The following is a 26468-nucleotide window of genomic DNA, read 5'->3' as shown; positions in this document are numbered from 1 at the left end:
CGAGTCGCGAGCCGCTGGGGCGAGGGGCTGTAGGCAGGTGTAGCGGATGAGCCAACGGACGGGGTGAGTGCATCCGGCTGGGGGCGGCCGCGCGCAAGGGACGCGAGGCAGGGCCGAGCAAGAGCCGCCCGGCGGCACGGCGAAGAGCCTGCCAACGAAGGCGATCGCAGGACGGGCCGGAGAGCGAGAGCCGCCCAGCGACGACCACCGCGACAGCGCGCCCAAAGGAGGACCCCGCAAGCGGGGAGGGCAGCGAGAGCGAGCACAGCGACGGCCTGGGCGGGAACCTCCGAGTGATGGCAGTTGAGGGACGGGCCGGAGAGCGAGGCCCGACCCTTCAAGCGCAAGTCCGATCACGGCGATGGGGAGGTGTCCCGAGCCGCAAACCCGAGGGCGGGTACGACGGCGGTGGGCGGAACCGCCGGAACGTGTCGAGCGACCGCCAGCCTCTGTTCGACGCCGAAGATCTTGCGGTCCGACTGCAGCAACCCCAACCCTGCTCGAATCGAGTGGAGTGCTTGACCCGCTCCGACGGCCGCACGGCCGTTCTTAGCGTCCACTCGGCACTGCGGCACGGGCAACGGGGGATCTTGCGGTAGGCCCCACGTGCGGGTTTCAGCTGCGGCCGGCCCGGCCGAACCGACGATGCAACGACGGCCACAGATCCGCGACGACCTGCGATTCGAGGTGTTGCTCAAGGACCTTGCCCGGCCGCTGTGTCGCGATTCCTCTTCAGTTCGAGCGTTGCCGCGTGGCATTCGTGCGGAGCGCGTCATCCGCAGCGAAACAGCGACATCGATCACGGGGCGCGATTCGCTCCCGTACGAATGGTTTCGTCCGGATCCTCCGCCGCGGCAGGTTGATCTCTCCGCGACACAGGAGGAGAACCAGATGATCTCGCGCAGAATCTGGTCGGCACTCGCCAGCCTCATCATCGCCCTGCTGGCCGTCGGGTTGCCACCGGCGGGGGCGGCGACTGAGCCGGACGCCGCCGGGCCGTGCAACGCCGCCTGGCGGCTGGCCGACATCGGGACGACGCCGGCCTGGGACGACATCCAGCTGATCCGTACTCCGTACACGGCGGGTGGCGAGGTCATGCTGCAGATGCGGGACTGCGGTCCGGATCGCGATCCCGAATATCGCACCTACCTCCGGGTCTACGTCCCGCTGCGGTCGGGCACAGATGCGTTGGGAGGCGTCTACAGTCCGAATGGCCAGGCGTTCTGCCGCGCGACGGCCGGCCAGACCTCCTGCGCCACGGCACCGATCGCCGGACCGGCGACGAGGACCTTTGCCGCCGTGCGCCAATTCGCCGGCAACGGCGTCTGGAACACCTATGCCTGCGGGCAGGTCCCGGTGGCGAGCAACTGCCCGGACCGCCACTGAGTTGATCATGAGGACGGCGCGTCGGCGTAGCGTTCCGCCACCGCCCGGCCGAGCCGGACCAGGTGGGCGCGCAGCTCGTCCGGCTCGATCACGTCGACGTCCAGGCGCAGCGAGACGACCCAGCGCGCGGCGCCGGTGAGATCGTCGGTGGCGAGCCGCAGTTCGCAGGCGTCGCCGTCCTCGATGATCTCGGCGACGGTGGCCGGGACGGCTCGCCGGACCACCTCGGCCGGGGCGGCGACGCGGAGCCGGAGCTGGTGCCGGCGGCCGCGGGCCAGGGAGCGGGTGACGAAGGCGACCGGGTCGTCGGGCGGCTCGGGCGCGGCGACCTTGGTGCCGAGCAGTTCCGCGCGCTCGATCCGGTCCAGTGCCCAGGTACGCCACTCGCCGACGCCGCGTTCGGCGGCCACCAGATACCAGGTGGTGCCGGCGTGGACGAGCTGCCAGGGCTGCACCGTGCGCGGCCGCTCCTCGCCCCGCCGCCGGAGCCGTACGGCCTCCTGCTGGCGGCAGGCCAGCGCCAGGGTGACCAGCACGGCTCCGTCGACGGCCCGGCGCGGGGCGTCCGCACGGGCGATCCCGGACAGGGCGCCGAGCCGGTGCCGCAGCCGCGACGGCACGATCGCGGCGATCTTGGACAGCGCGGTCAGCGCGGCGGTGTCGCCGTCCGGCACTCCGGTGAGGGTACGGAGACCGAGCGCGACCGCGAGCAGTTCGTCCTCGTTCAGCATCAGGGCCGGCACCGTGCTGCCGGGCGCCAGCCGGTAGCCGCCGGTCCGGCCGGCACTGCCCTCGATCCGGTAGCCGAGATCGCGCAACTGGCCGACGTCGCGGCGCGCGGTCCGCTCGGTGACGCCCAGCCGCCGGGCCAGAGTGCCGGCCGAGATGCCCGGCTGCGCCTGCAGCAGGGTGAGGAGCTCGAGCCGTCGGCCGGTTGCCGTCATGGTCTCGATTATTCCGCCTACCCGGACAGTTTCTGTCAGGGTTGTCGAGAAGGATGGTGATCATGGAAATCACGGTGTTGCAGCCCGCCGGCCTCGTCACGAGCCCGGCCTTCAGTCATGTCGCCGTCGTGCCGCCCGCGGCGACCACGATCTACGTCGGCGGCCAGAACGGCATCGACCAGACCGGCGCGGTGGTGTCGGACGACGTCGCCGAACAGTCCAAGCAGGCGGTCGACAATGTCGCCACCGCGCTCGCGGCGGCCGGCGCGACGCTCGCCGACGTCATCTCCTGGACGGTGTTGATCAAGGCCGACGCGGACCTCGGCGCCGCCTACGGGGCGATCGCGCCGAAGCTCGCCCGCGACGGCGCGCCGCCGCTGGTCACGGCCGCGCTGGTGTCCGGGCTCGGGGTGCCGGGCGCCCTGATCGAGGTCGCCGCGGTCGCCGCCGTGCTCCCCGGCTGAGCCCGCTAGGAGGTGAGGGCGGCCCGGAGCCGGTCCGGCTCGACCCGCCAGAAGTCGTGCTGGGCCCCGTCGACGAACGTCACCGGGACCTGGTCGGTGTAGCGCCGGACCAGGTCCGGGTCGCCGTCCACGTCGTCGGCCGTCCATTGATCACCGGTCTCGGCGCAGACCGCGGTGATCACTGCGATCGCCTCCTCGCAGAGGTGGCAGTTCTGCCGGACCAGGACCCGGACCCTCGGTTGTTCGGCCATTCACTGTCCTTCGTGATCTTGGTCGGCCATCCGTCGCAGGACGGACTTCTGGACCTTTCCGGTGACGCCACGCGGCAGCGCGTCGACCAGCCGGATCGACGCCGGGCGCTTGAACTTCGGCAGCAGGCCGGTGCAGTGCTCGGCGATCCGGTCCCGGTCAAGATCAGCACCGGCGACGACGAACGCGATCATGCCGGCCGGGTCGCCGATCACGGCCGCCTCCAGCACGCCGTCGAGTTCGGTGATGATCCGTTCCACCTCGGCCGGGTAGACGCCGAATCCGTCGACCATGATCAACTCTCGGCTGCGCTCGACCAGGTAGAGCTCGCCGTCGGCCAGATAGCCGAGGTCGCCGGTGTCGTACCAGCCCTCGGCGTCCGGGCCGCCGCGACCGTCCGGCCAGTAGCCGGAGAACAGTTGGGCGGACCGGATCCGGATCCGGTCGGGCTCGCCGGGATCGGAGCCGTCGCCGATCCGTACCTCGACGCCGGGCATCGGGTGGCCGACGTGCCCGATCCGGTGACCGGTCCCGCCGGAGCCGTCCGACCGCAGCGTCGTGGTGACCCCGCCGGCCGCCTCGGTGAGGCCGTAGCCGGACTCGACCCGCTGCCCGCTGGCCGCCGTGAACCGGTCGGCCAGGTCGACGGACAGCGGTGCCGCCGCCGACAGGACGGTACGGACGCCGCGCAGCCGCTCGGCCAGGTCGGGCACCCGGAGCAGCCGCTCCAGCAGCGCCGGCACCACCGGCAGCACGGTCGCCCCGGAGGTCTCGACGGTCTCGGCCAACTCCGGCCCGGCGTCGTGCCCGGCGATCACCAGGTGACAGCCGCTGGCCAGCCAGCCGCCGACCACCACGCCGAGCCCGTACACGTGCCAGAGCGGCAGCGCGGCCAGCACCGTGTCGGCGGCGGTGACCAGCCCGGCCCGGGCCAGCGCGCGGGCCGGCAGCAGCAGCGAGCGGTGGTTGATCATCGCGATCTTCGCCTCGGCCGAGGTGGCCGCGGTCCGCAGCAGAACGGCGAGCGAGTCCGGGTCGGGCGGCGGCACCACGATGGCCTCACCGCCGCGATCGTGATCCGAGTCCGGGGTCAGCACCAGCCGGGCGCCGACCCGGTCGGCCAGCCGGGCGCGCTCGTCGTCGGCGGTACGGGGATCGACGGGCACCGCCACCAGCCCGGCGCGCAGGCAGGCCAGGTAGTCCGTGATCAGCCGGATCGAGTTCGGCAGCGCGATCAGCACCCGCTGCCCGGCGACCAGGCCCGCGGCGGAGAGGCCGGCGGCGGTCGAGGTGACGCGGCGATCGATCTCGGCCCAGGTCAGCCCGTCCGCGCCCGCCTCACGCACGGCGACGGAGTCCGGATGCTGAACGGCTTGCGCGGCCAGCAGATCGGCCAGGTTGCGCAGTTCGTCGGACTGTCCCACGTTGCCGAGTGTGGCACACCGGTCTCGGAGGTAGCCCGCTCCGGTCCGGGCCAACCTTCGCTGCGGCTAGGGTGGTCGCCGTGTCTCGCTCAGAGCAGCGCCGAACGGTCGCTGCACCGCCGCCCCCGGTGATCGGTCCCGATCCCCGGGCCGCGGCGTTCTTCGACCTGGACAACACGGTGATCCAGGGCGCTTCCCTGTTCCACCTGGCCAAGGGCCTGTACCGGCGCGGGTTCTTCCCGACCCGGTTGATCGTCAAGGGGCTCTGGCTGCAGACGTACTTCCGGTTGGTCGGACGGGAGAACCCGGAGCACATCGCCGACGCCCGCGCCGCGACCCTGTCCTTCATCGCGGGCCACCGGGTGATCGACCTGCAGGCGGCCGGCGAGGAGATCTACGACGAGTCGATCGCGCGCCGGATCTGGCCCGGCACCCGGGCGCTGGCCCAGGTGCATCTCGACGTCGGGCAGCAGGTCTGGCTGGTCACCGCGGCACCGGTCGAGGTGGCCACGATCATCGCGACCAGGCTCGGCCTGACCGGGGCCCTCGGCACGGTGGCCGAGCACACCGACGGCGTCTACACCGGCAAGCTGCGCGGTGACCTGCTGCACGGGACCGCCAAGGCCGATGCGGTCCGGGAGCTGGCCGCGACGCTCGACCTCGACCTGGCCCGTTGCTTCGCCTACTCGGACTCGTTCAACGACCTGCCGATGCTGTCCTCGGTCGGGCACCCGTGCGCGGTCAACCCGGACGGGCGGCTGCGCGAGCACGCCGAGGAACTTGACTGGCAGATCCGCGACTTCCGCAGCGGCCGCCGGGCGATCCGGCTAGGCCTGATCGGGGCCGCGGTGGTCGGCGGCATCACCGGGGCCGTCTCCGCCGGGCTGGCCGTACGGCGGCTGCTGCGGCGCCGCTGAACTCCGCCGTTCGCCCCACAGCGCCCGCTCGCCCCAGGCCGAGCGGACCACCCGGCCGGAGATCATGATCACGCTGCCGGCGATCAGCAGATAGAGCACGAAGCCGAACGCGGCCAGCACGCCGAGCGTCTCGGCGGTGCCGTTCGGCGGCGCCAGGATGCCGACGATCAGGACCAGCCCGCCGAGGGTGATCGCCGCTCCGGCGCCGACCAGACCGAACCCGCGCGCCTGGTCCTGGGCCGGCCGATGATCATCGGTCCGGTCGACATAGCGCAGGATCAGCCCGAGGAACACCCCGACGGCGACCAGGATCACCGCGATCGGACCGTACATGATCAGAACCCGACCATGATCAGAAGATGCCCGGCCGCCGGACCAGCAGCGCGTGCAGGGTCTGCTGGATGGTCTCCCGGACCTGGTCGGTGACGTTGAAGATCACCGTCGGGTCGTCCGCCGCGGCCGGTGCGATCTGGTCGGTCGGGATCGGCGTGCCGATCTCGATGATCCACTTGCTGGGCAGCGGAATCGCGCCGAGCGGACCGAACCACGGGAACGTCGGCGTGAGCGGGAAGTACGGCAGCCCGAGGGCCCGCGCCAGCACCGGCGCCTTGCCCAGAACGGGGTAGATCTCCTCCGAGCCGACGATCGAGATCGGCACGATCGGGACCTGCGCCCGGACCGCCGCCGAGACGAACCCGCCGCGGCCGAACCGCTGCAGCCGGTAGCGGTCGGTGTAGAGCTTGCCGAGGCCCTTGAAGCCCTCCGGGAACACGGCGACCAGCTCGCCGGCGTCGAGCAGCCGCTCGGCGTCCTCGGCGCAGGCCAGCGTGGTGCCGGTCTTGCGGGCCAGGTCGTGCGAGTACGGCGTCGCGAAGATCAGATCCGCGCCGAGCGAGCGGACGTGCCGGCCGATCTCGTCGTACACGACGGACTGCAGCACCATCCCGTCCAGCGGCAGCGTCCCGGCGTGGTTGGAGACCAGCAGCGCTGCGCCGTCGGCCGGCAGGTGGTCCGCTCCCCGTACCTCGACCCGGAACCAGTGCCGGACCAGCGGCCGCAGCAGCGGCAGGTAGACCTTGGTGGTGAACTCGGGATCGAAGCCGAACTCGTCGGTCGGATAGTCGCCGCGCAGCCGGGACCGGGCGAACTCGGCCGCCTGCTCGACCGCGGCCACCCACTCGGCGCCCGCCCACTGGGCCAACCCGGCCACGGTCCGGCGCAGTCCGTCCAGCAGCGAGGCCGCCGGCTCGTCCGCGTCGTCGCCCGGGTGAGCGGCGTCCGGATCCGGGTCGGGCTCGGGCTTGGGTCGCGGTGCGAAGTCGTAGATCTCCGCGTCCGGGCCGGTCGGATCGGGTTCAGCGTCCATCGGCTCGGCCTCCCGTGAGCAGTCCGGCCGCGGCGCCGACCAGTCCGTCGGCCCGTTCGGCGGCGAGCAGTCCCGGCCCGAGGGCCTGGGCCCAGTCGGCGAGCGCCTCGACCGAGCTGTAGGCCGGCTTCCAGCCCGCGGCCTCGGCGAACCGGGAGCAGTCCATCACCCGCCCGTACGTCAGGACGTCGAGCTGTTCGTCGGAGATGTCGGTGAAGCCGATCCGGCGGGCCAGTCCGGCCAGCAGCGGTCCGGCCGGCCGGGGCACCTCGACCCAGGGACGGCCGAGCCGGCGCAGGGCCTGGCTGAGCAGCAGGACGTCGTCGGCGCCCACGTTGTACGTCCCCGGCAGGTCGGACCGGGTCACGGCGAGCAGTGCCTCGACCGCGTCCGCCGGGTGCAGGAACTGCAGCCGGGCGTCGAACCCGGCCACCTTCGGCACCACCGGCAGCGCCAGGTAGGCGGTGATCGTGCTGTCCACGCCGGCGCCCATCAGCGGGGCCAGCCGCAGCGTCGTCACGACGCCGTCCTCGCGCCGCCGGGCGAACCCGCGCACATAGGACTCGACCTCCGCCGAGTCCTTGCCGAAGCCGCTGCGCAGCGTGGTCCGCGGCCCCATCCCCTCGGTGAACCGGGCCGGGTCCCGCGGCGAGGATCCGTACACCGACACGGATCCCTGGACCACCAGCTTGCGGACGCTGGACGCCTGCTGGCACGCAGCGAGCAGCTGCATGGTGCCGATGACGTTGATCTCCTTCATCGAGGAGCGGCCACCGACCCGGCCGGGACTGGCCAGCACGGCCATGTGCACGACGACCTCGACCTCGTGCGCCGCGATCACCTTGGCGATGATCGGCGCCCGGATGTCGGCGCGGACGAAACTGGCCCGGCCGAGATCATGCCGCGGCGGTACGACATCGACGCCGACCACCGTGATCTCGGGGTCGGCAGCCAATGACCGGGCGAAACGAGCCGCGAGATCACGGGACACGCCGGTGATCATGACCGTGGTCATTTCGGCGTACCCCCTGACTTCAGCTGGGTTCGGCTCCCCCGATTACTTGCCGGCGCGACGGCGCTGGATGCGTGTCCGCTTGAGCAGCTTGCGGTGCTTCTTCTTCGCCATCCGCTTGCGACGCTTCTTGATGACCGAACCCACGTGTGAACCCTCTTACCCAGAATGAATGTGAACGTGCTGGTGAGTCGGCGGAGTGCCGTCGACTGCCGTGCATGCTACCGGTCGGGCGGCGGCCGAGGCCAATTCCACCCCGACCCGTGAACCGAGCGGCGACTGATCAATCGCCGGCCAACGGCCACCGGGACGGACTGCACCCGTGACGGGCGAGGTCGCTCAGCCGGACCGCCGCCACCAGCTGGCTCAGGTCGAGGTCCGTCCGGCTCAGATCCGAGTAGTCCGGCAGCCGGGGCAGCACCGCGTCGGTGAGCCCGGGCTCGACGCCCACCAGACACGTCGACTCGGTCGCCTTCCAGAGGTCGGTGAGGGCCGCCCTGCCCAGCGGGGTCCGGTCCGGTGCCGAGGTCGACGCCTGGCGTTCCAGGGTCTCGGCCGCCGCGACGATCCGGCGTCGTTCGGCGGCCGGCACCGGACGGCCCGAGCAGGTCGCCTGCGCGGCCGCGATGGTGGCGTGCCGCAGCAGCTCGAAGGAGTCAACCGCTCCCGACGTGTCCGTACGCCAGGACGGCTGGGCCCGCCAGGTGACGGGACAGGTTCCGCCCGCGTTGACGGCCAGCGCCGCCGCATAGGAGTCATCGGCGGTGGCGACGGGATGCGGGCCGGCCAGCTCCGCGGGCAGGTCGGCCGCAGCGGCGGTCGCCAGGACGACCCGCACCGTGTCCAGGGCCGTACGGCTCTCGACCGGGACCTCACGTACCGCGTCGAGATGCTCCTCCCGGAAGCCGAGCAGCCGCAGCACCAGGACCGAGTAGTGCAGACCGACGGCATCGATCTGCAGGGTGTCGTCGATCCGGCCCCCGGTCTCGGCGAGCAGGTCGAGGTCGCCGGCCGCGCGCGGGTTGAGCTCGACGGTCGCGCCGGCCAGGTCCACGAGTTCCGCACAGGTCTGGTACGCGATCGAAGGAATCAGTCGGCGGTAGCTCGAGGGGAGGCGCAGCAGGTCGAGGCAGGTGCCCGGAACCTCCACCTGTTCCCCGGACCCGGCGAGGAATCGCCCCGCGGTCAGGGCGATCTCCTGCCCCTGCGGCGTGATCGGGTCGGTCTCCAGCACCGCCTGTTCCGCCCGGTCGATCCAGCTCTCGGCGCCGGCGCAGGTGAGCCCGGCCCGACCGGCCAGGGCCAGCAGGCCGGTGGCGACGATCACCCGGTCCTCGCCAGCGGCCGGGCAGAGTTTCTCGGCGGGAAGATCGGTGCGACGGAGGTCACCGCCGAGGGCCAGGAGGTCCACACCGGCCAGGGTCGCGGTGACGGCCGCCGGATCGTGCCGGAGCAGCGCCGGCCGCAGCCGCAGCAGGTGCGCCCGCGCCTCGGAACGGACCCTCGCCGTCGTCTCGCCGGCGGCGATCACCGCGAGCCTGGTCAGCAACAGCGGTTCCTGGTCCTCGTCCCGCACCAGCCCGTCCGGCAGTTCGACGCCGAGCTTCACGGTCGTACGCCAGCCGAGTTGCCGCAGCGCGGCGGCGGCGCGCAGCGCTTCGGCGATCCGGGGTTCGGCGGTCGTCGTCTCGGCGATCACCACCCCCTTCTCCTGCTGCGTCAGGACGCGGGCGACCGCGGCGGCGGTCTCGGCCTGCCAAGCGGCCAGCGGCGAGCCGTCCGCACCGACGTCATAGGGCGGCGGTGCCACCTGGCCGCGGGCGGTTCCGCTGTCGCCGCCGGGCCCGAGGCCGCACGCCTGGACCGCGAGCAGACAGCTGATCATGATCACGACGACGACCGCGATCGACGGCGCCGGGCGGCGGGACCCGGGCTGACCCGGTTCCCGCCGCCCGCTCAGGCAGAGCCTGGGCAAAGCTCAGTCTCCCCGCCGGAACCGGATCGTCGCGGTCGTGCTGGTCTCCGCGTTCCCGCTCGGTGACACGAACCGGACGAAGACCTTGTGGGTGTAGGCGTCGAGCTTCCCGGTGTCGGTCGACCGGGCGTAGATGTCGTCCTGGCCCATGTCGAACGAGGTCTGGCCGGTCCGGTTCGGCCGCCACCCGGAGGCGCGGGTCGACTTCTCCGCGTAGTCGGAGACGGTGCACGAACCTCCCCAACCGATCTCACAGCTGCCGACCCGGGTTCCCTCGACGATCCAGGTGTGGCGGATCCCGACCTTGCCGCCGTCACTCAGGGCGGCCCGGGAACAGGTGAGCAGCATGCCCTTGCCCCGGCTGTAGTCGACGTGCAGGTGGCGGCGCGACTTCCAGACCACGGAGTCGCTCGCGACGGCGTAGCTGAACGAGCCGCTGTTGGTCCAACCGGACGCATGGACGCACTTGCCGGTGGTCACCACCCGCTTTACGTCCTTGTCGTCGGCCGCGGCCTCGGGGGCGACGACGAACAGGAGCGGCAGCGCCGCGGCCAGCGCCGCGATCACCGCCAGGATCGGTTTGAACACAGGTCCTCCTTGATTCCCTCGGGCAGGCGGGCTGCCCCGGCCCCAACCTGGCGCCGCCGTGATTCTGCGGCGGCGCCGGACGGCCGGGTTGCAACTAGCTGCAACCGAGGTGGAGGACGTGGGTCAGGTCAGTTCGATCATGATCTTGGTGCCGGCCGGGATCGTGACCGCCTTGCCGAGGGTGACCACCGCCCGGGTCCCGTCCGCCTCGACCTCGGCGGCGACCCGGCGGCCGCCGTGGCGCACGGTGACCAGGTGGGCCGGCTCCTTGGTCTGGAAGGCCAGCGTCTTCAGCGCCAGCTCGCCGTACCTGACCTCGACGTCGGCGGCCAGACGCTTCCCGCGCCGGGTCTGCCGGTACGAGCCCCAGCCGCCGGCCGCCGTGAAGGCGCACCGGAAGTCGTCCGCGCCGAACCGCGGGGCGAAGCCGAGATGCCCCTTCGGCCCGTGGTGCTCGTAGCCGATCGCGGCCAGGTAGACACCGAAGCTCATCATCGCCCGGGCGTAATGATCACTCGCCTCGATCTCGTTGTACGGGTTGCGTTTGCTGCCGTGATAGCGGTCGTAGACCGCCTTGATCACGGCCAGTCCCTCGGCCGTCATTCCCTCGGCGAACAGGTGCGCCGCGAACTGGTGCTCCTGTCCGGTCCACACCTCGTTGAAGTACATCAGCCCGCCGGACTCGCTGGACCCGCCGTGCGGCCAGGTCGTCATGATCACGCCCGGCTCGTCCTTCGTCGCATAGATCCGGCCCGGGTTCACGCCCGGCGGCCGGTAGGAGCCCGGGTCGGCCAGGAAGTTGTTGGCGTAGACGCTGGCCAGCGCCGTCCTGGACTGCTCCTGGTCGAAAACCCGGGGCAGCCCGAGCTGGGCGGCATAGGCCTGCCCGTAGAGCTGGTCGATGTGGCAGCCGCGGTTGCTGTTCACCGACGGATGGTCGGGATCGGTCTTCTGCTCGAAGTAGCCGTACTCGGCGTTGAACAGCTTCCCGGCCAGATGATCGGAGCCGGACTTCGCGATCTTGGTGTAGCGGTCGGCCGCGTCGTCGTCCCCGGCCTCCGTCGCCAGCGCCGCCGCGGCCCGGAGCGCCGCGACGTAGAGGCCGCTCAGCCAGGGCACCTCGCCGAACCACTCGGTGTCCAGGGTGTTCCACTGGCTGCCCCGGAAGATGCCGTCGATCTTGTCGCCGTTCGCCCCGTCGCGGGCCGTGATCACGTACTCGGTCGCCTTCTTGATCTTGGTCCAGTTCTTGTCCAGGAAGGCGTTGTCGGGGCTCATCTGGTGCTCCCGGTAGAACCGGAGGATGGTGCCGCACTGCCCGTCGGCGAACGAGGACGAGGCATCCCCGCACTCACCCCGGTTGCCGATCTCACCGGTGTCGCGGAAGGCGATCCCGAGATCGACCCGCTGCCGGGTGTCCCGCTCCAGCGCCGGGAAGAGCCGGCCGATCGCCTGCCCGTAGCTCCACACGTGCTGGCAGGTGCCGGCACAGCAGTAGGTGCCCTCCCAGGCGTAGAAGCGCCCGTCGTCGAAGCGATAACAGGTGCTCGTCGCCAGCGTCGACGCCGTGGCCAGGGTCCGCTCCAGGAACCAGTGCGGCAGCGTCGAGTCCTCGTACCAGGTCTTGACGAAGGCCAGCGTCTGCTCCGACAGCCGGCCGGCCTCCTTGGCGAGGTGCTGCAGGACCGCCTTGGCCGAGTCGAACCGCTTGCCGTACTCGCGGCGCAGGGTGGCGGCGCCGACCAGCTCGGCGAACAGTTCGCGCTGCGGGACCGGGAAGTGCCAGCCGTACGCGAACCGCACCGTGCGCCGCTCCCCCGGCGCCAGCGTGACCGACGTCGCCACGGTGCCGAACTGGGCGGTCGTGCCGTCCACCTCGGCCGGGCCGTCCGAGGCGTCGAACAGCATGTCCGAGTCCGGCTTTCCCTGTGCAGTCAGGGAGATCGAGGGCCTGATCTTGGACCCTGGATCGAGCGAGGCCAGCGCGAAGCTGCCGCCGTCCGGCCGTTCCGGGACCGGCAGTCGGCGGATCGGCCGGTCGCTGAAGACGATTCGGTCGCAGTTGACGTGGCCCCAGCCGCCGGTGTGCGAGTCGACCAACCTGATCTTCGCCTTCTTGCCGCGAAAGCGCCCGACGTCCATCGAGATCGCGGTGACCGGCTCGATGTCGGTGCCGGTCGCGGTCGCCACCACCTCGCCGTCGATGATCACGTCGAAGCAGGTCTCGCCGCGGTGGCTGCCGCCGCCGACCCAGGCGGTGACGAACCGGCGGTCGATGGTGAATTCCTTGCTGGTCAGGGTTCCCTGGTGCCGGTCCGGGTCGCCGTCCTCGCGGAAGTTGTAGGACGTGACGAACTTTCCCTTGACGTTCAATTCGGTACGGATCCCGAAGGCGCGCCTGAAACCCTCCGGCGTCTCGGCCGCGGTGACCGGGCCGTCGCCGAACGCGGTGCCGGTGACGGTCCAGTCCTGGTAGCCGTCCTCCCAGTCCTCGAACAGGACGTCGGCCCGGTCGGTGAACCAGATCGCGTCGCAGCTGACGTGGCCCCAGGCGCCGGTGACGTCGTCGACGATCCTGATCATCGCGGTCTTGCCCTGATGATCACCGAGGTCCAGGAAGCGGGTGATCATCGGCTCGGTGTTGTCGCCGGTGGCGGTGGCCACCACCTCGCCGTCGACGATCACGTCGACGCAGGTCTTGCCGGCATGATCACCGCCGCTCATCGCGACCGCGACATAACGCCGCTCGACCGGGAACTCCTTGCTGGTCAGGGATCCGGTGGCAGCGTCGGCGTTGCCGCCGGCCCGGAAGGCGTACGAGGTGACGAACCGGGTGCCGGACAGGTTGAGGTCGCCGAACCGCTTGACCAGGTTGGGCACCTCGGTCTGGCTGACCGGGCCGTCGCCGAACGCCTCGCCCTGCACGGTCCAGTCGCCGAAGCCGTCGGACTCCCAGTCCTCGAACAGGATGTCCTCGCCCTCGGCGGAGTGATCATCGGCGGCGGTGAACTCGAAGCCGCGGTCGAAGCCGGCGGTGCGGAGCAACGTCGGCTGGCTGCGCCGGCTGTCCAGGCAGACGGGGTTCTCCGCGTAGCCGAGCACGGTGGCCCGGACCGCCTCGGTGCCCGGGTTGTGCAGCGTGTAGGCCATGATCGTCGCGGGCAGCGTGGAGTCGTCGACGGCCAGCGGGACGAACGGCGCGTACGCCTCCAGGGCGATGGTGACCGGCGAGTCCGCGTCGGCGTAGTCGACCCGGCCGACCGGGTACTGCCCGACGAAGCTGACCTCGCCGAAGCCTTCCGCATCCAGGGAGACGGTCCGGGTCGTGCCGCCGCGTTCCGTACGCACGGCGAAGCCCTGCCGGAACTGCGCCGCCCCCGGCTGGTCGGCCGACAGCGGGTCGGCGTAGTTGCTGCCGGAGAAGTCGGCGCCGCCGAGCGGGAACGAGGTCGGGTTGAAGATGTCCCAGGCCCAGAGCCGGCCGTCGCCGGCGAGGAACACCTGGCCGGCGCAGCCGCCGCCGACCGGCATCCCGATCCTGGGCAGCGCGTCGCCGGTGTACTTCGTCGGGCTGCCGCGCTTGACCAGGGCGGCCAGGTCCTTGCCGGACGGCGGCTGGACCGACGTCGGTTCCGCCTGGGCCGGCCAGGAGTTGAGCGCCGCCGTACCCAGTCCGGTGGCACTCAGCGCCAGGAAGGTACGGCGGGTCAGGTTCGCGCGGGGGCAGTCGCCCGAGCAGGTCCGTCCGGAACAGCCCGCAGGTTGTTGATCATGGTCCATCGAAGCTCCTCGGTTCGGTCCACATCGACTCGAAATCGATTTCAACGCTAACCGGGAGGGCGGCGGCGGGTCAACGGTCTGTCCGCCCCGACGTCCCTGAGCTTGGACCAGTTGGTCGTGCCCTGAGCCTGTCGAAGGGCCGGCCGGATCGGGCCCGGCCCTTCGACAGGCTCAGTGCTCGAGGTGTGGTGGTCAGCACTCGGTGCGGCGAGCGGGAACCTCCCGATCCGTGAAGTAGCGGTTGATCAACTTCCGGGCACACTCGTTGAACAGGTAGAGCGTGTGCCCCGAGTCCTCGTGCCGGATGGAACCACTGCCCGGCACCTGATCGGCCACCGGTTCGAGGGCGTCGAACTCGTCCCAGGCCCCCGCGGTGAGGATCGGCGGCAGGCCCTTCGGTAACGCGGCCGGCGGATTCGTCGTCGCGGTCGGCCAGCCGACGCACTGCAGGGTGTTCATGGTCATGGTGGCGACCGCCCCGGTGTTCGGAGCGATCCGCTCCAGCCGTGCCACGGTTCCGGCCAGCTCCTCGTACGACTGGATCCTGGGCATGTCCAGGCACTCGGTGATGCCGAGCGGCAAGTCGGGGTACGGGCTCTGCGGCCGGGCCGGCAGGAAACCGGAGGCGTCGCCCCGCGACGCGTCCTTGATCGCGGCGGCGAGTTCGGGCCAGCCCTTGCGGCGGGCCAGGCCGAGCCCGAGCCCGCGCAGATCGGCGCCGTTGTAGAAGTACGTCTCACTGCCTCGCCGGGCGGGCAGCGGGGTGCGGTCGGCCTTGGCGATCAGGCGTTGCCAGGTCCGTTCGACGTTGCGGCCGCGCAGGGCGCAGGACCGGTCCGAGGCGCACCAGTCGACGAACCGGCCGAAGGTCCGCTCGTTCCGCCGGGCATGCGCGTCCAACTCGCCGTCCCAGCCACCGTTCGCGGCGGTCGGACTGTGTGAGAAGCCACCGTCCAGCGCCAGGGTGCGGATCCGGTCGGGAAACAGCCGGGCATAGCTCTGGCCGAAGAACGTGGCGTAGGAACTGCCATAGAAGTTGAGCTTCGGCTCACCGAGCGCGACCCGGATCGCCTCCATGTCCCGGGCCTGGTCGGCCGAGCTCATGTTGTCGAAGAACTCCTGGTCGCGGTTCCGGCAGGTGTAGGAGATGCCGAAGTTGGTCTGGCCCAGCCGGCCGAACTCGGCGGCGTCGGCCGGCAGGTCCGGAACCGGCATCCGGGTCCAGGTGCAGTCCAGTCCGGTACTGGTGCCGCCGAACTGCTTGCCGTAGCCGCGGGTGTCCCAGGTGACGATGTCCATCCGCTGCCGCAGCTCCGCCCACGGCTCGTCGAACTCCTGGGTGATCGCGATCCCCGGCCCGCCCGGCCCGCCGTACGCCACCAGCACCGAACCTTCGGCCGGCTTCGTGCCGGTGCTCGGCAATCGGCCGAGTTGCAACGTGATCTTGCGACCGTCCGGCTTGGACCAGTCGACCGGCACGTCGAGCGCGGCACACTGCATCCCGATCTTGTCGTCCGGGCAGGGCTTCCAGTCCAGGGTGGGTGTCGGCTCGGCGGCCGCGTGGTTCGCGGTGATCACCAGCGCGGGCAGCGCGATCAGCGCGGCCGCGAGGGTGATCAGACGTCGTCGGGGTCTCATGGTGGGCCAGCGTTGCCGAGAACGTACCGGCGCACATCGGAGCCGGGGATGACCGACCCAGGGCTGAGGCCGCGGCGATGCGGCTACCGTTCCTGGTATGAGTCTCGTGATCATCGTGCCGGTTCTCGCCGTGGCCGTGATCGCCTATCTCGCGGCGCTGCGGCTGCCCCGGTCCCGCTGGGTCCCGACCCGGGTGATCGGTGCCCTGAGCACGCTCGGCCTGGTGCTCTGCGCCGCCGGCGGCGGTCCGCTGCTGCCCTGGTCGGGACCCGTCCCGCAGGTCATCGGTGCGGTGATCCTGGCTCTGTCGATCATCGGCACCGGCTGGGCGATCGGTCGGGCGGTCCGGGACCGTCGCGCCTACGTGACGAGGGCCGCCGAGCAGGCCGCCGCCCGCGCCGTGGCCGACGAGAGGCTCCGGATCGCCCGCGAACTGCATGACATCGTGGCGCACAACCTGAGCTTGATCACGGTCAAGGCCGGCGTGGCCGCCCACGTCGCGGCGACCCGACCGGACGAGGTCGTCGACGCGCTGCGAGTGATCGAACGCAGCGGCCGGGGAGCACTCGACGAGATCCGGCACCTGCTCGAACTGCTCCGCACCGGCGCCGCCGATTCCGATCTTGCTCCGGCCCCGACCCTGGACCGACTGTCCGAGCTCGGCGCCTCGGCGACGGCTGCCGGGGTCGAGGTGGCCTTCGAGCTGCGGGGGCTGGAGCAGGTGCCGGAGGACGTCGGCCGAGCTGCGTACCGGATCGCCCAGGAGGCGGTGACCAACGTCGTCCGGCATGCGGCGCCGGCCCGCTGCACCGTCCGAGTGATCGCCGAGCCCGGTGAGCTGCTGGTCGAGGTGTCCGACGACGGTCCGGGCGTACGGGGCGCACGGCCGCCCGGCCACGGACTGATCGGGATGCGGGAACGGGTCGCCCTGCACCACGGCACGTTCCGGGCCGGGCCCGGTGATCACGGCGGCTTCCTGATCACGGCCCGGTTGCCGTACTCGCCTCGCCTGGTGGCCGCATGACCATCCGGGTGATGATCGTCGATGATCAAGCTCTGCTCCGCGGCAGTTTCCGAGTGCTGGTCGAGACCGTACCGGAGCTGTCGGTGGTGGGAGAGGCGGGCACCGGCGCCGAGGCGGTCCGGCTCGCGCTGGAGCTGCAGCCGGACGTGATCTTGATGGACGTACGGATGCCGGACCTGGACGGGCTGGAAGCCACCCGGCAGATCTGTGCGGAACTGGCCGACGTCCGGGTGTTGATCTTGACCACCTTCGATCTCGACGAGTACGTCTACGCCGGCCTCCGGGCCGGCGCCAGCGGCTTCCTGCTCAAGGACACCCCGCCGGCCGACCTGCTCAACGCCATCCGGGTGATCGCCGCCGGGGACGCCCTGCTCGCGCCGAGCGTGACCCGCCGGCTGATCTCCACCTTCGCCAGCCAGCCGCCCACCACCGCGGTGCGCGGACTGGACGGCATCACCGACCGGGAGCGCGAGGTGCTCTCCTTGATCGCCCGAGGCCTCTCCAACACCGAGATCGCCGATCATCTCTATCTGAGCGCGGCCACGGTCAAGACCCACATCGGCCAACTGCTCCGCAAGCTCGCCGCCCGGGACCGGGCGCAACTCGTGATCGCCGCGTACGAGAGCCGTCTGATCACGCCCGGCACCCGCTGAATCCCGCGCAGTCGCGGCCCCGGAGATGAACCGGGGCCCGCGCTATCGTTCGGCCAACGCTGGGGGCGCTCCGCTGGAGGCAGATTCTCGATCGTTCGTGAGAGGGACGGCCATGTACGAGGACAAGGACTTGAGCGTCTTTGAGAACAACCGATTCCCGGCGGCGAAGGTGCAGCGGGTTCACGACGCCGCCGCCCGCCTGCGCACCGAACGAGGGCGGGTCGCCGATGCGATCACGCACGGCCTGCCGGCCCAGGCGCGAATCATCGGCCGGGGCGCGCCCGACATCAACCGCTGGATGATCGTCGCCAGTCGCCGCTGGCGCCATCTGCTCTCGGCGCGGCCGACCGGTCAGATCGAACACCTGCGGGTGAGCATGCCGAACAACGACGAGGTCGTGGCCGGCGGGCTCGACATGATCAGCCTGTTCGACTTCGAGAAGACCGACCCCGAGGCGCGGCTCCTGCTGGCGGGCCAGGACCCGCGGGTCTACTACTTCGCCTTCGTACCGGCCCAGATGAAGATCATCGACCGCCGCGAGGTGCTGCTGGACGGTCCGGTGGTCCGCAACGAACCGACGGTGATGCGGGTCTGGGACACGGGCTGCATGAGCGCCGCACAGGACTACTGGCGGGCGATCATGGCGACGGCGTACCCATGTGCCGCCGCGACGTCGGGCCTGTCCGACCTGAGCCCCCGCCAGCAGCAGATCGTCGGCTTCCTGGCCGTGCCGCTCACCGACGAGCAGATCGCCGAACGCCTCGGCGTCAGCGTCCGCACCGTACGCTACGACGTCGCCTCGATCCTCGACGCCCTCGATGCACCGACCCGCTTCGTCGCCGGCCTGCGGTTGCGCGAGCGGATCGAACTCGACCGGCAGTCCACAGGCGTCGTCACGACCGCGCTCGACCAACCCGCCAACGGCCGCAAGGTGGCGCCGCAAGCCTGACGGGCGAGATCCGTCAGCCGACGATCGGGCATCGTCCGGCACGGCCCGGTGTGGGGGATGTCGACGGCGAACGCCGCACCGTAGCCGTCGGGCGATCCCGCAGGACGCGGTCCGGCCGGCTGGGAGTTCACCATGATCAACACAGGCTCGCCAGGCCGCCGAGCCGGTCCCTGTGAATCCGCGCCGACATCACGAGCCCCGGCGAGAGTCACATGCAGCCCGCCGCGCCGACTGGATGATCATCGCGGTCGGCGCCCGAAGACCATCCAGGGCACCCACCGCCTCCACACGTAACGGTTCCACGATCGCCGGTCGGCCTTCAGTTCTGATCCACGGAACTCCGCGACCCGTCGACCACGTCCGGCCCGGAGCAGGGCTGCGGTGCCCAGGACGCCCGCCTCCCGTAGACCGCACCCCCAAACGCGAACACCTGGACTCCAACGAAGCCCGGCCGCGATCGTCGGCTCCCTGCGACGGGCGATCCCGACAGGCAGGCGCCAGCTGCCGGGGCCGGCCACCGAGGGCGAGCTTCTCGATCTCCGGATGGATCGGGATCGTTTGTGATCGACTCCAGGTGAGGTCCAGGATGCGCAGGTCCTGAATTTCCCTTGTTTTGTAGGGATTTTGTCAGCCACCTTGAGTAGAATGGCCTGTATGTTCGAATCGTTGGAGGCGAAGGCTGCCGGGTACGGCACTGCCGACATCCTCAAAGTCGCGGGCGGGTTGCGGCGCGCCCGGATCGCGGCAGCGAACGAACTCCTGGTCTGGACCGCCGCCTGGGCTGATGCTCATCCGGCGGGGTCGATCATGGAGACCGGGCCGGGACTGGCACAGGCCGTCCGGCCGGGTGGTGAAGGCACTCCGGCGGTGAACGATCTCGCGATGATCGAATTCCTGGCCAAGATCGGTAGGAGCAGCGGGTCGGGGATGGCCTTCATCGGAGACGTACTCGACCTGCGGCACAGATTGCCTTTGCTATGGACGAAGACGATGCGCTGCGAGGTGGAGGAGTGGCAGGCCTGCAAGATCGCCCGGCTTACCCATCACCTGACTCAGGAGCAGGCGGCACAGGTGGACCAAGCCGTGGCGTGGTTCGCCGGGACGCAGCCCTACGGCAAGCTCCGCGACGCAGTCGAGGCGGAGATGCTGCGGGTTGATGGTGAGCGGGCGCGGGCCGATTACGAGCAGCGCCGGAAGCAGCGCGGGGTGTGGTTGTCGCAGACCGACGACAACGGGCACAAAGCAGTGTTCGGGCGGTTGGAGCCGTTGGCAGCACTGCGGCTGTATGCCCAGGTCCAGGAGCTGGCCGACTGCCTGACCGAGGGCACCGCCAGTGAGCGGCGAGCCGAGGCGTTCGGCCTGTTGGGTGACGTCGGCGCGGTCACCCGGTTGCGGGCCCAGCGCCGTCAACCGGAGCTGTTCGACGACGAACTCGCCGAGGCGGTGGCTGCGTTGACTCCCGAAGGCGAGCCTGACCTGGTGGTGGAGGAGTCCGACGTGCACCCGGCGCTGCGGGACCGCCCGACCGCCGCGGACGTGGAGTCGACGATCTTCGAATCAGCGGTGGAACGGCTCGTGGCCAAGCTGGATCCGTCGGTGCTGGTGCCGACCTCGACGGTGGTGGTGCACGTCTCCGCCGAGGATCTACCTCAAGTCGACGGCGTGTGCCGGGTGCCAGGGTTCGGACCGACCTTGAAGAGTGTCGTGGGTGAGTGGCTGGGTCATGATCGGGTCGTGGTGCGGCCGGTGATCGATCTGAATGACGTACCGCCACCAGTGGACGCTTACGAGATCCCCGACCGCCACCGTGAACACGCCTTCCTGCGCCAACCGGCCAGCGCGTTCCCCTGGTCGACCGCGACTCGGAAGCGCGATCTTGATCACACCGATCCGTACCAGCCTAACGGGCCGCCCGGCCAGACCACGGTCGAGAAACTCAGTCCACTAGCGCGGGTGGAGCATCGCGCGGTTACTCATGGTGGTTGGCGGCGACGCAGGCCGGACCCGACGACGATGATCTTCCGGTCACCGCACGGGAACATGTATCTGACAAATCGTTCCGGCACTCATGATCTTGGCACCGGACCGGTCGCGCACGCCCTCTGGGCGGCGATCTCCCGTTGCGCCGGCGCCGTCGCTGACGGCTCGACGCGCGCGGGCGGGCCCTCTCGCACCGATCAAGGACGTGCCCAAGACCTGGGTCTGGCGGCTCGCGAAGTTGCGCCATGATCAGACTGCGGCAAGCGGTTGAGCGTGCAGGACGAATCCCTGACCGAGCGACTGCTGCAACGTTGATCATGATCTCGCCGGGGATCACGAAGGGAGCGGGCGGGCTCGGAGGATGATCACTCCGACGTAGCGGGACAACCACTCCTGCTTGTGCGGGTAGCGCTCCCGCGCCTCGGGGCCGAGCTGCGGTTCGAGGATCCGGTCCACGTACAGGCCGGCGGCGGCAAGATCGTTGATCATGGCTCCGAAGGTCTCGGCACGATGGGTCAGGGTGATCTCACGGTTCCAACCGGCCTGGTACGTGACCGGTGAGGTCTGGTGATCGGCGTCGCCCAGCCCGATCCCCTGCTGCTCGGACCGTTCGACCGCGAAGCGCAGCGGATGGGCCCGGGCGATCACGACGTGACCGCCCGGCCGGAGGAAGCCCCGGATCGCCCTCAACGTCGCGACGGTGTCCCGGGCGTACCCGAGCGACATCAGTGCCGTGACGAGGTCGAAGCTCCGGCCTCGAAGCGCGGGATGGGTCTCGAGCTCCGACAGATCACCTTGGTACAGGCCGACGTCGAGGCCGTCGGGCGGTGTGACGAACTGTCCGGCGATGTCGACCCCGACCACGCTGCGGGCACCGGCCGCCGCCAGTTCCACCGCCTTGCTCCCGTTGCCGCAGCCGACGTCGAGCACGTCCCGGCCGGCAGGATCACCGATCAGCTGCCGTTGCGCTTCCCATTCCAGGATCCGGTCCAGGGAGTCGGGCCTGCCGCGGCCAGCCTCGTAGTCGGCCAGCAGCCTGCGCCACGCGTCGTCACTCGCCACGGGATCAGGAGCGTACCCGGCCGAGTTCCGCTCCAGGGTTCCTGTCACTGGCAGGGACAGGAACGCGACGGGCGGGCGACGCATGATGGTGGCATGACGACAGCGGACCAGCTCGGCGACCGGACGTCGGTCGGGGGCGATCTCGGCACGTTTCTGCGGACCCGGCGCGCGGCCCTGCGGCCGGACCAGGTGTGCCTGCCGACGTACGGTCAGCGTCGGGTGCCCGGGCTGCGGCGGGAGGAGCTGGCCGAGCTCGCCGGCGTCTCGTCGACCTACTACACCCGGCTCGAGCAGGGCCTGGCCACCAACGCCTCGGATCAGGTCCTGGACGCGGTCGCCCGCGCGCTGCGGCTGTCGACGGTCGAGCGGGCGCATCTGTTCGAGCTGGCTCGCGGACCGCGGCCGGAGCAGCGGGATCCTCACGCCGAGGGCCCGGCCAGGAGCGGGCTGGTGCGGCTGCTGGACGCGATGGCGGACGCACCGACGATCCTGCTCGGCCGCAGCCACGACATCCTGGCCTGGAACCGGCTCGGCCATGCGCTGTTGGCGCCGCATCTCCCGTTCGACGCTCCGAACGACCCGCCCCGGCGACCGAACAAGATCGCGTTGCTGTTCCTCGACGCCGCCAGCCGCAGCCTCTACCGGGAATGGGAGTTCGAGGCCGAGCTGGCCGTCGCCAGCCTCCACTACGTCGCGGCCCAGTATCCCGGCGACCCGGGCCTGACCCGGCTGATCGGCGAGCTCACCGTGGCCAGTCACGACTTCGCACGGATCTGGGCGGAGCATCCGGTGGAGCTGTGCATCAGCGGCCGCAAGCGCTACCACCATCCCGAGGTCGGCCGAGTTGATCTTGACTACGAGGTGCTGCACGTGCCCGGCGACGAGGGCCAGCGCTACCTGATCCACACCGCGCAGCCCGGGTCGCCCGACGAGGCGGCACTCCGGTTGCTGGCCAGCCGCTCCATCACCGGCTGATCGATCCTCACCTCCCGGCCGCGACACCGCGAGCCGGCCGATTCCGCGCGCCCGGGAGCAACCTCACCGGCCGAGTTCAGGAGCTTGTCATGCCCGAAACCCTTGCCCAGCCCGACCAGGCCCCCACTCTCGACCGAGCCTTCCATCCGGGACTGCTGGCGCTCAGCGCCGGCGGCTTCGGGATCGGGCTGACCGAGTTCGTGATCTCCGGATTGCTCAGCGACGTCGCCGCCGACCTCCGGGTCAGCATCCCGGCGGCCGGCCATCTGATCTCCGGCTACGCGCTGGCCGTGGTGGTCGGTGCGTTCGCCGTCACGGCCGTGCTGTCGCGCCGGCCGCCGAAGACAGCGTTGATCATCCTGCTCGGCTTCTTCCTGATCGGCAACCTGCTGTCGGCCTGGGCCCCGACGTACCCGGTGATCATGGTCGGCCGGATCGTCGCCGCACTCTGCCACGGCGGCTTCTTCGGCATCGGCGCCGTGCTCGCCGGCACGCTGGTGTCACCACGGCGGCGGGCCTCGGCGGTGGCGGTGATGTTCGGCGGGCTGACCGTGGCGAACGTCCTCGGCGTCCCGTTCGGCACCTTCATCGGCCAGCAGCTGGGCTGGCGGGCGGCCTTCTGGGTGATCTGCGCCGTCGGCGTGCTCGCCGTGCTCGGCGTCCTGATCTTGATCCCGCGGGCCACGACGCAGGTTGCCGCACCGCCGCTGCGTGATCAACTCGCGGTGCTGCGCCGAGGCCAGGTCCTGCTCAGCCTGCTGTTCACCGTGCTCGTGTTCGGCGGCCTGATCGGAGCCTTCTCGTACGTCGAGCCGTTGCTCACCCGGGTCACCGGCTTCAACTCCGCGGCCGTACCGTGGTTGCAGGTGCTGTTCGGGATCGGGCTGGTGCTCGGCAACATCGTCGGCGGCCGGGCCGCGGACCGCAACCTGGACCGGTCCTTGATCATCTTCGCCACCCTGGTGCCGATCAGCCTGCTCGGGTACGCCCTGGCCGCGCCGAGCCAACCCGGCGTGGCGATCTTCCTGCTGCTCATGGGATTCGTCGGCTTCGCCACGACTCCGGCGCTGCAGATCCGGGTGGTCCGGCACGCGGCCGAGGCGCCGACGATCGCCTCGGCCGCCAACATCGCCGCCTTCAACCTCGGCAACGCGATCGGCATCATGATCGGCGGCGCCGGCATCGCCGCGGGGCTCGGCTGGACGGCACCGGCCTGGTCGGGAATGATCATGGCCGTGCTCGGCATGATCGTCGTCGTGATCGCCGGCCGGACCCGATAAGCACTGTCGTTCCGCCGGCCGCGATGCCAGGATCTCGGTATGGCTCTCGATCCCACTCGTCGGCTGCAGTCCTGGTACGTCCCGGTCGGCGACGGCGTCCGGCTGGCGGTCGATGCCTGGCTCCCGATCCAACGGATCGCGGCCGGCGAACGGGTCGGGGCAGTGCTGCGGACCACCCGCTACTACCGCGCCACGCGGTCCGAGATCCCTGGCCCGGAAGGCGATGCCAACCGGGCCGAGGGTGAGTTGTGGAACGGTGCCGGGTTCGCGTTCCTGATCGCCGACGCCCGCGGGACCGGCGCCTCGTTCGGGACCCGGAGCAGTGAGCTCGCGGAACGTGAGATCACCGACTACGACGAGCTGATCACCTGGGTGGCGCAGCAGCCGTGGTCGAACGGCCGGGTCGGAGCCTTCGGTACGTCCTACGAGGGGCAGGCCGCCGAGCTCGTCGCGCGGCACGGCAATCCGCACCTGGTCGCCGTCGCAGCCCTGTTCAGCCCGAACGACCCGTACCGTCAACTGTTCTACCCGGGCGGCGCGGCAACCTCCGGCCGGTACGCGCGGTGGATGGCCGAGAGCCAGCTCAAGGACGGCGTGGCCGGGGCCAGGGAACGGCTGGGCGAGCTGCAGGGAAGACCCGCGGACGAGATCCGGCCACCGACGCCGATCAAGCCCGTCGACGGCCCGGACGGGCCCGCCCTCCTCGCGGCGGCCGTCGCCGAGCACCAGGCCAACGTCGACGTCCACGCGCTGATGGACCGGGTGCCGTTCCGGGACGACCGCGTGCCCGGGCTGGACTGGCTGATCACCACACCGGCGGCCGCCTACCCGAGGATCGGCGCGACCGGCGTGCCGATCTTCGCCCGGGTCGGCTGGGTCGACGGCGCCTTCCTCACCAGCGCCCTGACCCGGTTCACCGCGCTGCCCAACCCGCAGACCGTGGAGATCGGGCCGTGGGGCCACGGCGGCCGCACCTTCGCCGATCCGCTGCGGCCCGACGGCCCGGCCGGCGACGACGAGTTCGCGGCCACGAAGGACCAGAACCGCCGCCTGGTGGAGTTCTTCGCCCGCCACCTCGCCGACGACCCCGCGCCGTCGCCGAGCAGCACGCTGACGTACAGCACCCTGGGCACCGATGAGTGGGAGACCGTCGCGTCCTGGCCACCGGAGGGTGTCGTGGTGCGCCGGCTGTACCCGCACGCCGACGGCGGGCTGACCGGCAGAGCGCCGTCGGAATTGCCCGTCCGCCACCGGGTCGACCCCGAGGCGACGACCGGGCCGCTCAATCGCTGGCTCGCCGGCGAGGTCGGTCGGGGCGCCGCCTACCCCGACCGGGCGAGCGCCGACGAGAGCCTGCTGACCTTCACCTCCGCCCCGCTGCCGGGCGACCTCCAACTGCTCGGCTTCCCGGTCGCCACGCTGCGGCTGGCCACGAACCTCGACGACGGCGTGGTGTACGTCTACCTCGAGGACATCGGGCCGGACGGCACGGTGACCTATCTGACCGAGGGCTGCCTGCGGTTCCTGCACCGCGCCACGGCCGGGACCGCCGATCCCGCCGGCCTCGGCGTACCGCGCGGTTTCGCCCGCGCCGACGGTCTCCCGGTCCGGCCCGGCGAGGACCTCGAGTTGATCATCGAACTGCTGCCGCTCTCGGCGCTCCTCCGGGCCGGCCACCGGCTCCGGATCGCGATCGCCGGCCACGACGCCTCCTGCTTCACGTACCACGGCGGGCCGGGCGAGACGTTCACCCTCACGCTGGGCGAAGACACCCGACTCGATCTGCCGGTACGGAGGCGATGATCATGAGCGACGACGGATTCCTGAACTCACTGCACGCCCGGTTCGCGGCACCGCCCGAGCAGGTGACCGCCTTGATCAGGAAGGCGACCGGGACGGACCCCGAGATGCTCGAGCGGCTCACGGTCGGCGACGAGAACGAGGTCCATCGCGCCACGCTGGCCGGCGGCGCGACGGTCTTCGTCCGGATCCGCAAGCCCGGCGACGGCACCTTCGACTCCGAGGTGTGGGCGATGGAACGGGCGCGCGCGGCCGGCGTCCCGGTACCTCGGATCCTCGCCGTGGAAGGGATGGCGAGCGATACCGGCGAGCGCTCGGCGATGGTGGCCGAACAGGCGCCGGGCCGGCCGCTGGGCGACCTGCTGCCCACCCTCGATCCGGATCGCCGCCGCCAGGTCATGATCAACCTCGGTCGAACGCTGGCCCTGATCCACACCGTCGCGACACGGGGACCGCAGCGCCCGGACCCGACCGGCCACTGGCCGGACCCGGTCGGGGTGCGGCGCGAGCTGATCATGGAACGCGAGCGCCAGCGACCGAGCCTCGCGGCGGCCGGGCTGACGGCCGCCGAGATCGGCGCCGCCCTTGATCACGTACGTCGCTCGCCCGACGTTCCACCCGCCACCGATGCGGTGCTCTGCCACGGTGACCTGCACGATGCGCACGTCTTCGTCGACGACGCGCTGGAGGTACGCGGCGTGATCGACTGGGGCCTCTGGCACGGCGGCAGCCGGATCGGCGATCTCGCGATGACCTCGACCAAGTACGGCGAGCCCGAGTTCGCCGCGCTGCTGGCCGGCTACGGCATCGATCCCGACCCGGAGTTCGAGGAGCGCCTGGCCCAAGCCGTGATCTCGAAGTCGATCCCGCACCTCGCCTGGCACGACGGCATCGGCAACCACCGCGGCCGGGCGCACTACGCCGAGCAGATCCGGTCCGCCCTGGCCCGGCTCTGAACGTCGCGTCTAGTGCCGACCGGCCAGCCCGGTGTACGGTCCCGGA

General features: G+C 71.0%; 23 protein-coding genes. 11 read left to right on the top strand and 12 right to left on the bottom strand.

Features of this window, described 5'->3' with window-relative positions; genetic code table 11:
* Nucleotides 1-645 precede the first annotated feature (645 nt).
* Nucleotides 646-1386: a hypothetical protein gene (locus AC6CCG_RS01280; protein WP_496652632.1), complete on the top strand. Its 741-nt coding sequence runs from the start codon at nucleotides 646-648 to the stop codon at nucleotides 1384-1386.
* Nucleotides 1387-1391: 5 nt separating this feature from the next.
* Here the strand turns inward: AC6CCG_RS01280 and AC6CCG_RS01275 are convergent, their stop codons facing one another.
* Complete coding sequence (locus AC6CCG_RS01275) at nucleotides 1392-2330, bottom strand: helix-turn-helix transcriptional regulator (RefSeq protein ID WP_496652631.1); 939 nt, start codon at nucleotides 2328-2330, stop codon at nucleotides 1392-1394.
* 62 nt (nucleotides 2331-2392) lie between these two features.
* On the opposite strand from AC6CCG_RS01275, the gene AC6CCG_RS01270 reads away from it, so the two are divergent.
* Nucleotides 2393-2794, top strand: coding sequence for a RidA family protein (locus AC6CCG_RS01270; RefSeq protein WP_496652630.1), 402 nt, complete (start codon nucleotides 2393-2395; stop codon nucleotides 2792-2794).
* A gap of 5 nt (nucleotides 2795-2799) precedes the next feature.
* Here the strand turns inward: AC6CCG_RS01270 and AC6CCG_RS01265 are convergent, their stop codons facing one another.
* Nucleotides 2800-3045, bottom strand: coding sequence for a glutaredoxin family protein (locus AC6CCG_RS01265; RefSeq protein ID WP_496652629.1), 246 nt, complete (start codon nucleotides 3043-3045; stop codon nucleotides 2800-2802).
* Entirely contained in the window at nucleotides 3046-4467 is a 1422-nt protein-coding gene (locus AC6CCG_RS01260) for a class I adenylate-forming enzyme family protein (RefSeq protein ID WP_496652628.1), read from the bottom strand. It lies immediately after the preceding gene.
* Between the two features lie 80 nt (nucleotides 4468-4547).
* Here AC6CCG_RS01260 and AC6CCG_RS01255 point away from each other — a divergent pair, with 80 nt between their 5' ends.
* Nucleotides 4548-5384, top strand: coding sequence for an HAD family hydrolase (locus AC6CCG_RS01255; RefSeq protein WP_496652627.1), 837 nt, complete (start codon nucleotides 4548-4550; stop codon nucleotides 5382-5384).
* Here the strand turns inward: AC6CCG_RS01255 and AC6CCG_RS01250 are convergent.
* The 8 genes from AC6CCG_RS01250 to AC6CCG_RS01215 form a co-directional block, all read right to left on the bottom strand.
* Entirely contained in the window at nucleotides 5295-5717 is a 423-nt protein-coding gene (locus AC6CCG_RS01250) for a hypothetical protein (protein WP_496652626.1), read from the bottom strand. The genes AC6CCG_RS01255 and AC6CCG_RS01250 overlap by 90 nt on opposite strands.
* Nucleotides 5718-5736: 19 nt before the next feature.
* On the bottom strand, nucleotides 5737-6750 hold the full coding sequence (locus AC6CCG_RS01245; RefSeq protein WP_496652625.1) for a lysophospholipid acyltransferase family protein: 1014 nt from the start codon (nucleotides 6748-6750) through the stop codon (nucleotides 5737-5739).
* Entirely contained in the window at nucleotides 6740-7765 is a 1026-nt protein-coding gene (locus AC6CCG_RS01240; RefSeq protein WP_496652624.1) for an NAD-dependent epimerase/dehydratase family protein, read from the bottom strand. Before AC6CCG_RS01240 ends, AC6CCG_RS01245 begins: the two co-directional genes overlap by 11 nt.
* 42 nt (nucleotides 7766-7807) lie before the next feature.
* On the bottom strand, nucleotides 7808-7909 hold the full coding sequence (locus AC6CCG_RS01235) for a 30S ribosomal protein bS22 (RefSeq protein WP_042842924.1): 102 nt from the start codon (nucleotides 7907-7909) through the stop codon (nucleotides 7808-7810).
* Nucleotides 7910-8045: 136 nt separating this feature from the next.
* Nucleotides 8046-9737, bottom strand: coding sequence for a hypothetical protein (locus tag AC6CCG_RS01230; RefSeq protein ID WP_496652623.1), 1692 nt, complete (start codon nucleotides 9735-9737; stop codon nucleotides 8046-8048).
* Between the two features lie 3 nt (nucleotides 9738-9740).
* On the bottom strand, nucleotides 9741-10325 hold the full coding sequence (locus AC6CCG_RS01225) for a hypothetical protein (RefSeq protein ID WP_496652622.1): 585 nt from the start codon (nucleotides 10323-10325) through the stop codon (nucleotides 9741-9743).
* Nucleotides 10326-10448: 123 nt separating this feature from the next.
* The gene (locus AC6CCG_RS01220) at nucleotides 10449-14105 is read right to left on the bottom strand and encodes a GH116 family glycosyl hydrolase (protein WP_496652621.1); all 3657 of its coding nucleotides are present in this window, start codon (nucleotides 14103-14105) and stop codon (nucleotides 10449-10451) included.
* Nucleotides 14106-14297: 192 nt separating this feature from the next.
* Nucleotides 14298-15743, bottom strand: a complete 1446-nt coding sequence (locus AC6CCG_RS01215) for an alpha/beta fold hydrolase (protein ID WP_496652620.1) — start codon at nucleotides 15741-15743, stop codon at nucleotides 14298-14300.
* Nucleotides 15744-15840: 97 nt separating this feature from the next.
* On the opposite strand from AC6CCG_RS01215, the gene AC6CCG_RS01210 reads away from it, so the two are divergent.
* From AC6CCG_RS01210 to AC6CCG_RS01195, 4 genes are all read left to right on the top strand, one after another.
* Entirely contained in the window at nucleotides 15841-16767 is a 927-nt protein-coding gene (locus AC6CCG_RS01210; RefSeq protein ID WP_496652619.1) for a sensor histidine kinase, read from the top strand.
* Entirely contained in the window at nucleotides 16764-17420 is a 657-nt protein-coding gene (locus AC6CCG_RS01205; protein ID WP_496652618.1) for a response regulator, read from the top strand. Before AC6CCG_RS01210 ends, AC6CCG_RS01205 begins: the two co-directional genes overlap by 4 nt.
* 130 nt (nucleotides 17421-17550) lie before the next feature.
* Nucleotides 17551-18369 (top strand): helix-turn-helix transcriptional regulator, encoded by an 819-nt coding sequence (locus AC6CCG_RS01200; RefSeq protein ID WP_496652617.1) that lies wholly within the window; start codon nucleotides 17551-17553, stop codon nucleotides 18367-18369.
* 654 nt (nucleotides 18370-19023) lie between these two features.
* Complete coding sequence (locus AC6CCG_RS01195) at nucleotides 19024-20598, top strand: hypothetical protein (protein ID WP_496652616.1); 1575 nt, start codon at nucleotides 19024-19026, stop codon at nucleotides 20596-20598.
* An 84-nt stretch (nucleotides 20599-20682) separates the two neighbouring features.
* Here AC6CCG_RS01195 and AC6CCG_RS01190 read toward each other — a convergent pair whose 3' ends face one another.
* Complete coding sequence (locus AC6CCG_RS01190; RefSeq protein WP_496652615.1) at nucleotides 20683-21411, bottom strand: class I SAM-dependent methyltransferase; 729 nt, start codon at nucleotides 21409-21411, stop codon at nucleotides 20683-20685.
* A 93-nt stretch (nucleotides 21412-21504) separates the two neighbouring features.
* Here AC6CCG_RS01190 and AC6CCG_RS01185 point away from each other — a divergent pair, with 93 nt between their 5' ends.
* From AC6CCG_RS01185 to AC6CCG_RS01170, 4 genes are all read left to right on the top strand, one after another.
* On the top strand, nucleotides 21505-22386 hold the full coding sequence (locus AC6CCG_RS01185) for a helix-turn-helix domain-containing protein (protein ID WP_496652614.1): 882 nt from the start codon (nucleotides 21505-21507) through the stop codon (nucleotides 22384-22386).
* Between the two features lie 89 nt (nucleotides 22387-22475).
* Nucleotides 22476-23666: an MFS transporter gene (locus AC6CCG_RS01180; RefSeq protein ID WP_496652613.1), complete on the top strand. Its 1191-nt coding sequence runs from the start codon at nucleotides 22476-22478 to the stop codon at nucleotides 23664-23666.
* Between the two features lie 39 nt (nucleotides 23667-23705).
* Nucleotides 23706-25469 carry a CocE/NonD family hydrolase gene (locus tag AC6CCG_RS01175; protein ID WP_496652612.1) on the top strand — a complete coding sequence of 588 codons (1764 nt, stop codon included), beginning with the start codon at nucleotides 23706-23708 and terminating at the stop codon, nucleotides 25467-25469.
* 2 nt (nucleotides 25470-25471) lie between these two features.
* Nucleotides 25472-26422 carry a phosphotransferase family protein gene (locus AC6CCG_RS01170; protein ID WP_496652611.1) on the top strand — a complete coding sequence of 317 codons (951 nt, stop codon included), beginning with the start codon at nucleotides 25472-25474 and terminating at the stop codon, nucleotides 26420-26422.
* The last annotated feature ends 46 nt before the right edge of the window (nucleotides 26423-26468 follow it).

The organism is Microlunatus sp. YIM B11417 (assembly GCF_059617205.1).
The sequence above is the reverse complement of the archived record's forward strand: the minus strand, read 5'-3'. Positions and strand labels throughout refer to the sequence as shown.

Excerpts from the sequence above, each read along its gene's own strand:
- AC6CCG_RS01275 (WP_496652631.1), bottom strand. The coding sequence starts at position 2,330 with ATGACGGCAACCGGCCGACGGCTCGAGCTCCTCACCCTGCTGCAGGCG.
- AC6CCG_RS01195 (WP_496652616.1), top strand. The coding sequence starts at position 19,024 with ATGTTCGAATCGTTGGAGGCGAAGGCTGCCGGGTACGGCACTGCCGAC.
- AC6CCG_RS01210 (WP_496652619.1), top strand. The coding sequence starts at position 15,841 with ATGAGTCTCGTGATCATCGTGCCGGTTCTCGCCGTGGCCGTGATCGCC.
- AC6CCG_RS01215 (WP_496652620.1), bottom strand. The coding sequence starts at position 15,743 with ATGAGACCCCGACGACGTCTGATCACCCTCGCGGCCGCGCTGATCGCG.
- AC6CCG_RS01185 (WP_496652614.1), top strand. The coding sequence starts at position 21,505 with ATGACGACAGCGGACCAGCTCGGCGACCGGACGTCGGTCGGGGGCGAT.
- AC6CCG_RS01280 (WP_496652632.1), top strand. The coding sequence starts at position 646 with ATGCAACGACGGCCACAGATCCGCGACGACCTGCGATTCGAGGTGTTG.
- AC6CCG_RS01180 (WP_496652613.1), top strand. The coding sequence starts at position 22,476 with ATGCCCGAAACCCTTGCCCAGCCCGACCAGGCCCCCACTCTCGACCGA.
- AC6CCG_RS01220 (WP_496652621.1), bottom strand. The coding sequence starts at position 14,105 with ATGGACCATGATCAACAACCTGCGGGCTGTTCCGGACGGACCTGCTCG.
- AC6CCG_RS01240 (WP_496652624.1), bottom strand. The coding sequence starts at position 7,765 with ATGACCACGGTCATGATCACCGGCGTGTCCCGTGATCTCGCGGCTCGT.
- AC6CCG_RS01175 (WP_496652612.1), top strand. The coding sequence starts at position 23,706 with ATGGCTCTCGATCCCACTCGTCGGCTGCAGTCCTGGTACGTCCCGGTC.
- AC6CCG_RS01170 (WP_496652611.1), top strand. The coding sequence starts at position 25,472 with ATGAGCGACGACGGATTCCTGAACTCACTGCACGCCCGGTTCGCGGCA.
- AC6CCG_RS01205 (WP_496652618.1), top strand. The coding sequence starts at position 16,764 with ATGACCATCCGGGTGATGATCGTCGATGATCAAGCTCTGCTCCGCGGC.
- AC6CCG_RS01265 (WP_496652629.1), bottom strand. The coding sequence starts at position 3,045 with ATGGCCGAACAACCGAGGGTCCGGGTCCTGGTCCGGCAGAACTGCCAC.
- AC6CCG_RS01250 (WP_496652626.1), bottom strand. The coding sequence starts at position 5,717 with ATGTACGGTCCGATCGCGGTGATCCTGGTCGCCGTCGGGGTGTTCCTC.
- AC6CCG_RS01245 (WP_496652625.1), bottom strand. The coding sequence starts at position 6,750 with ATGGACGCTGAACCCGATCCGACCGGCCCGGACGCGGAGATCTACGAC.
- AC6CCG_RS01270 (WP_496652630.1), top strand. The coding sequence starts at position 2,393 with ATGGAAATCACGGTGTTGCAGCCCGCCGGCCTCGTCACGAGCCCGGCC.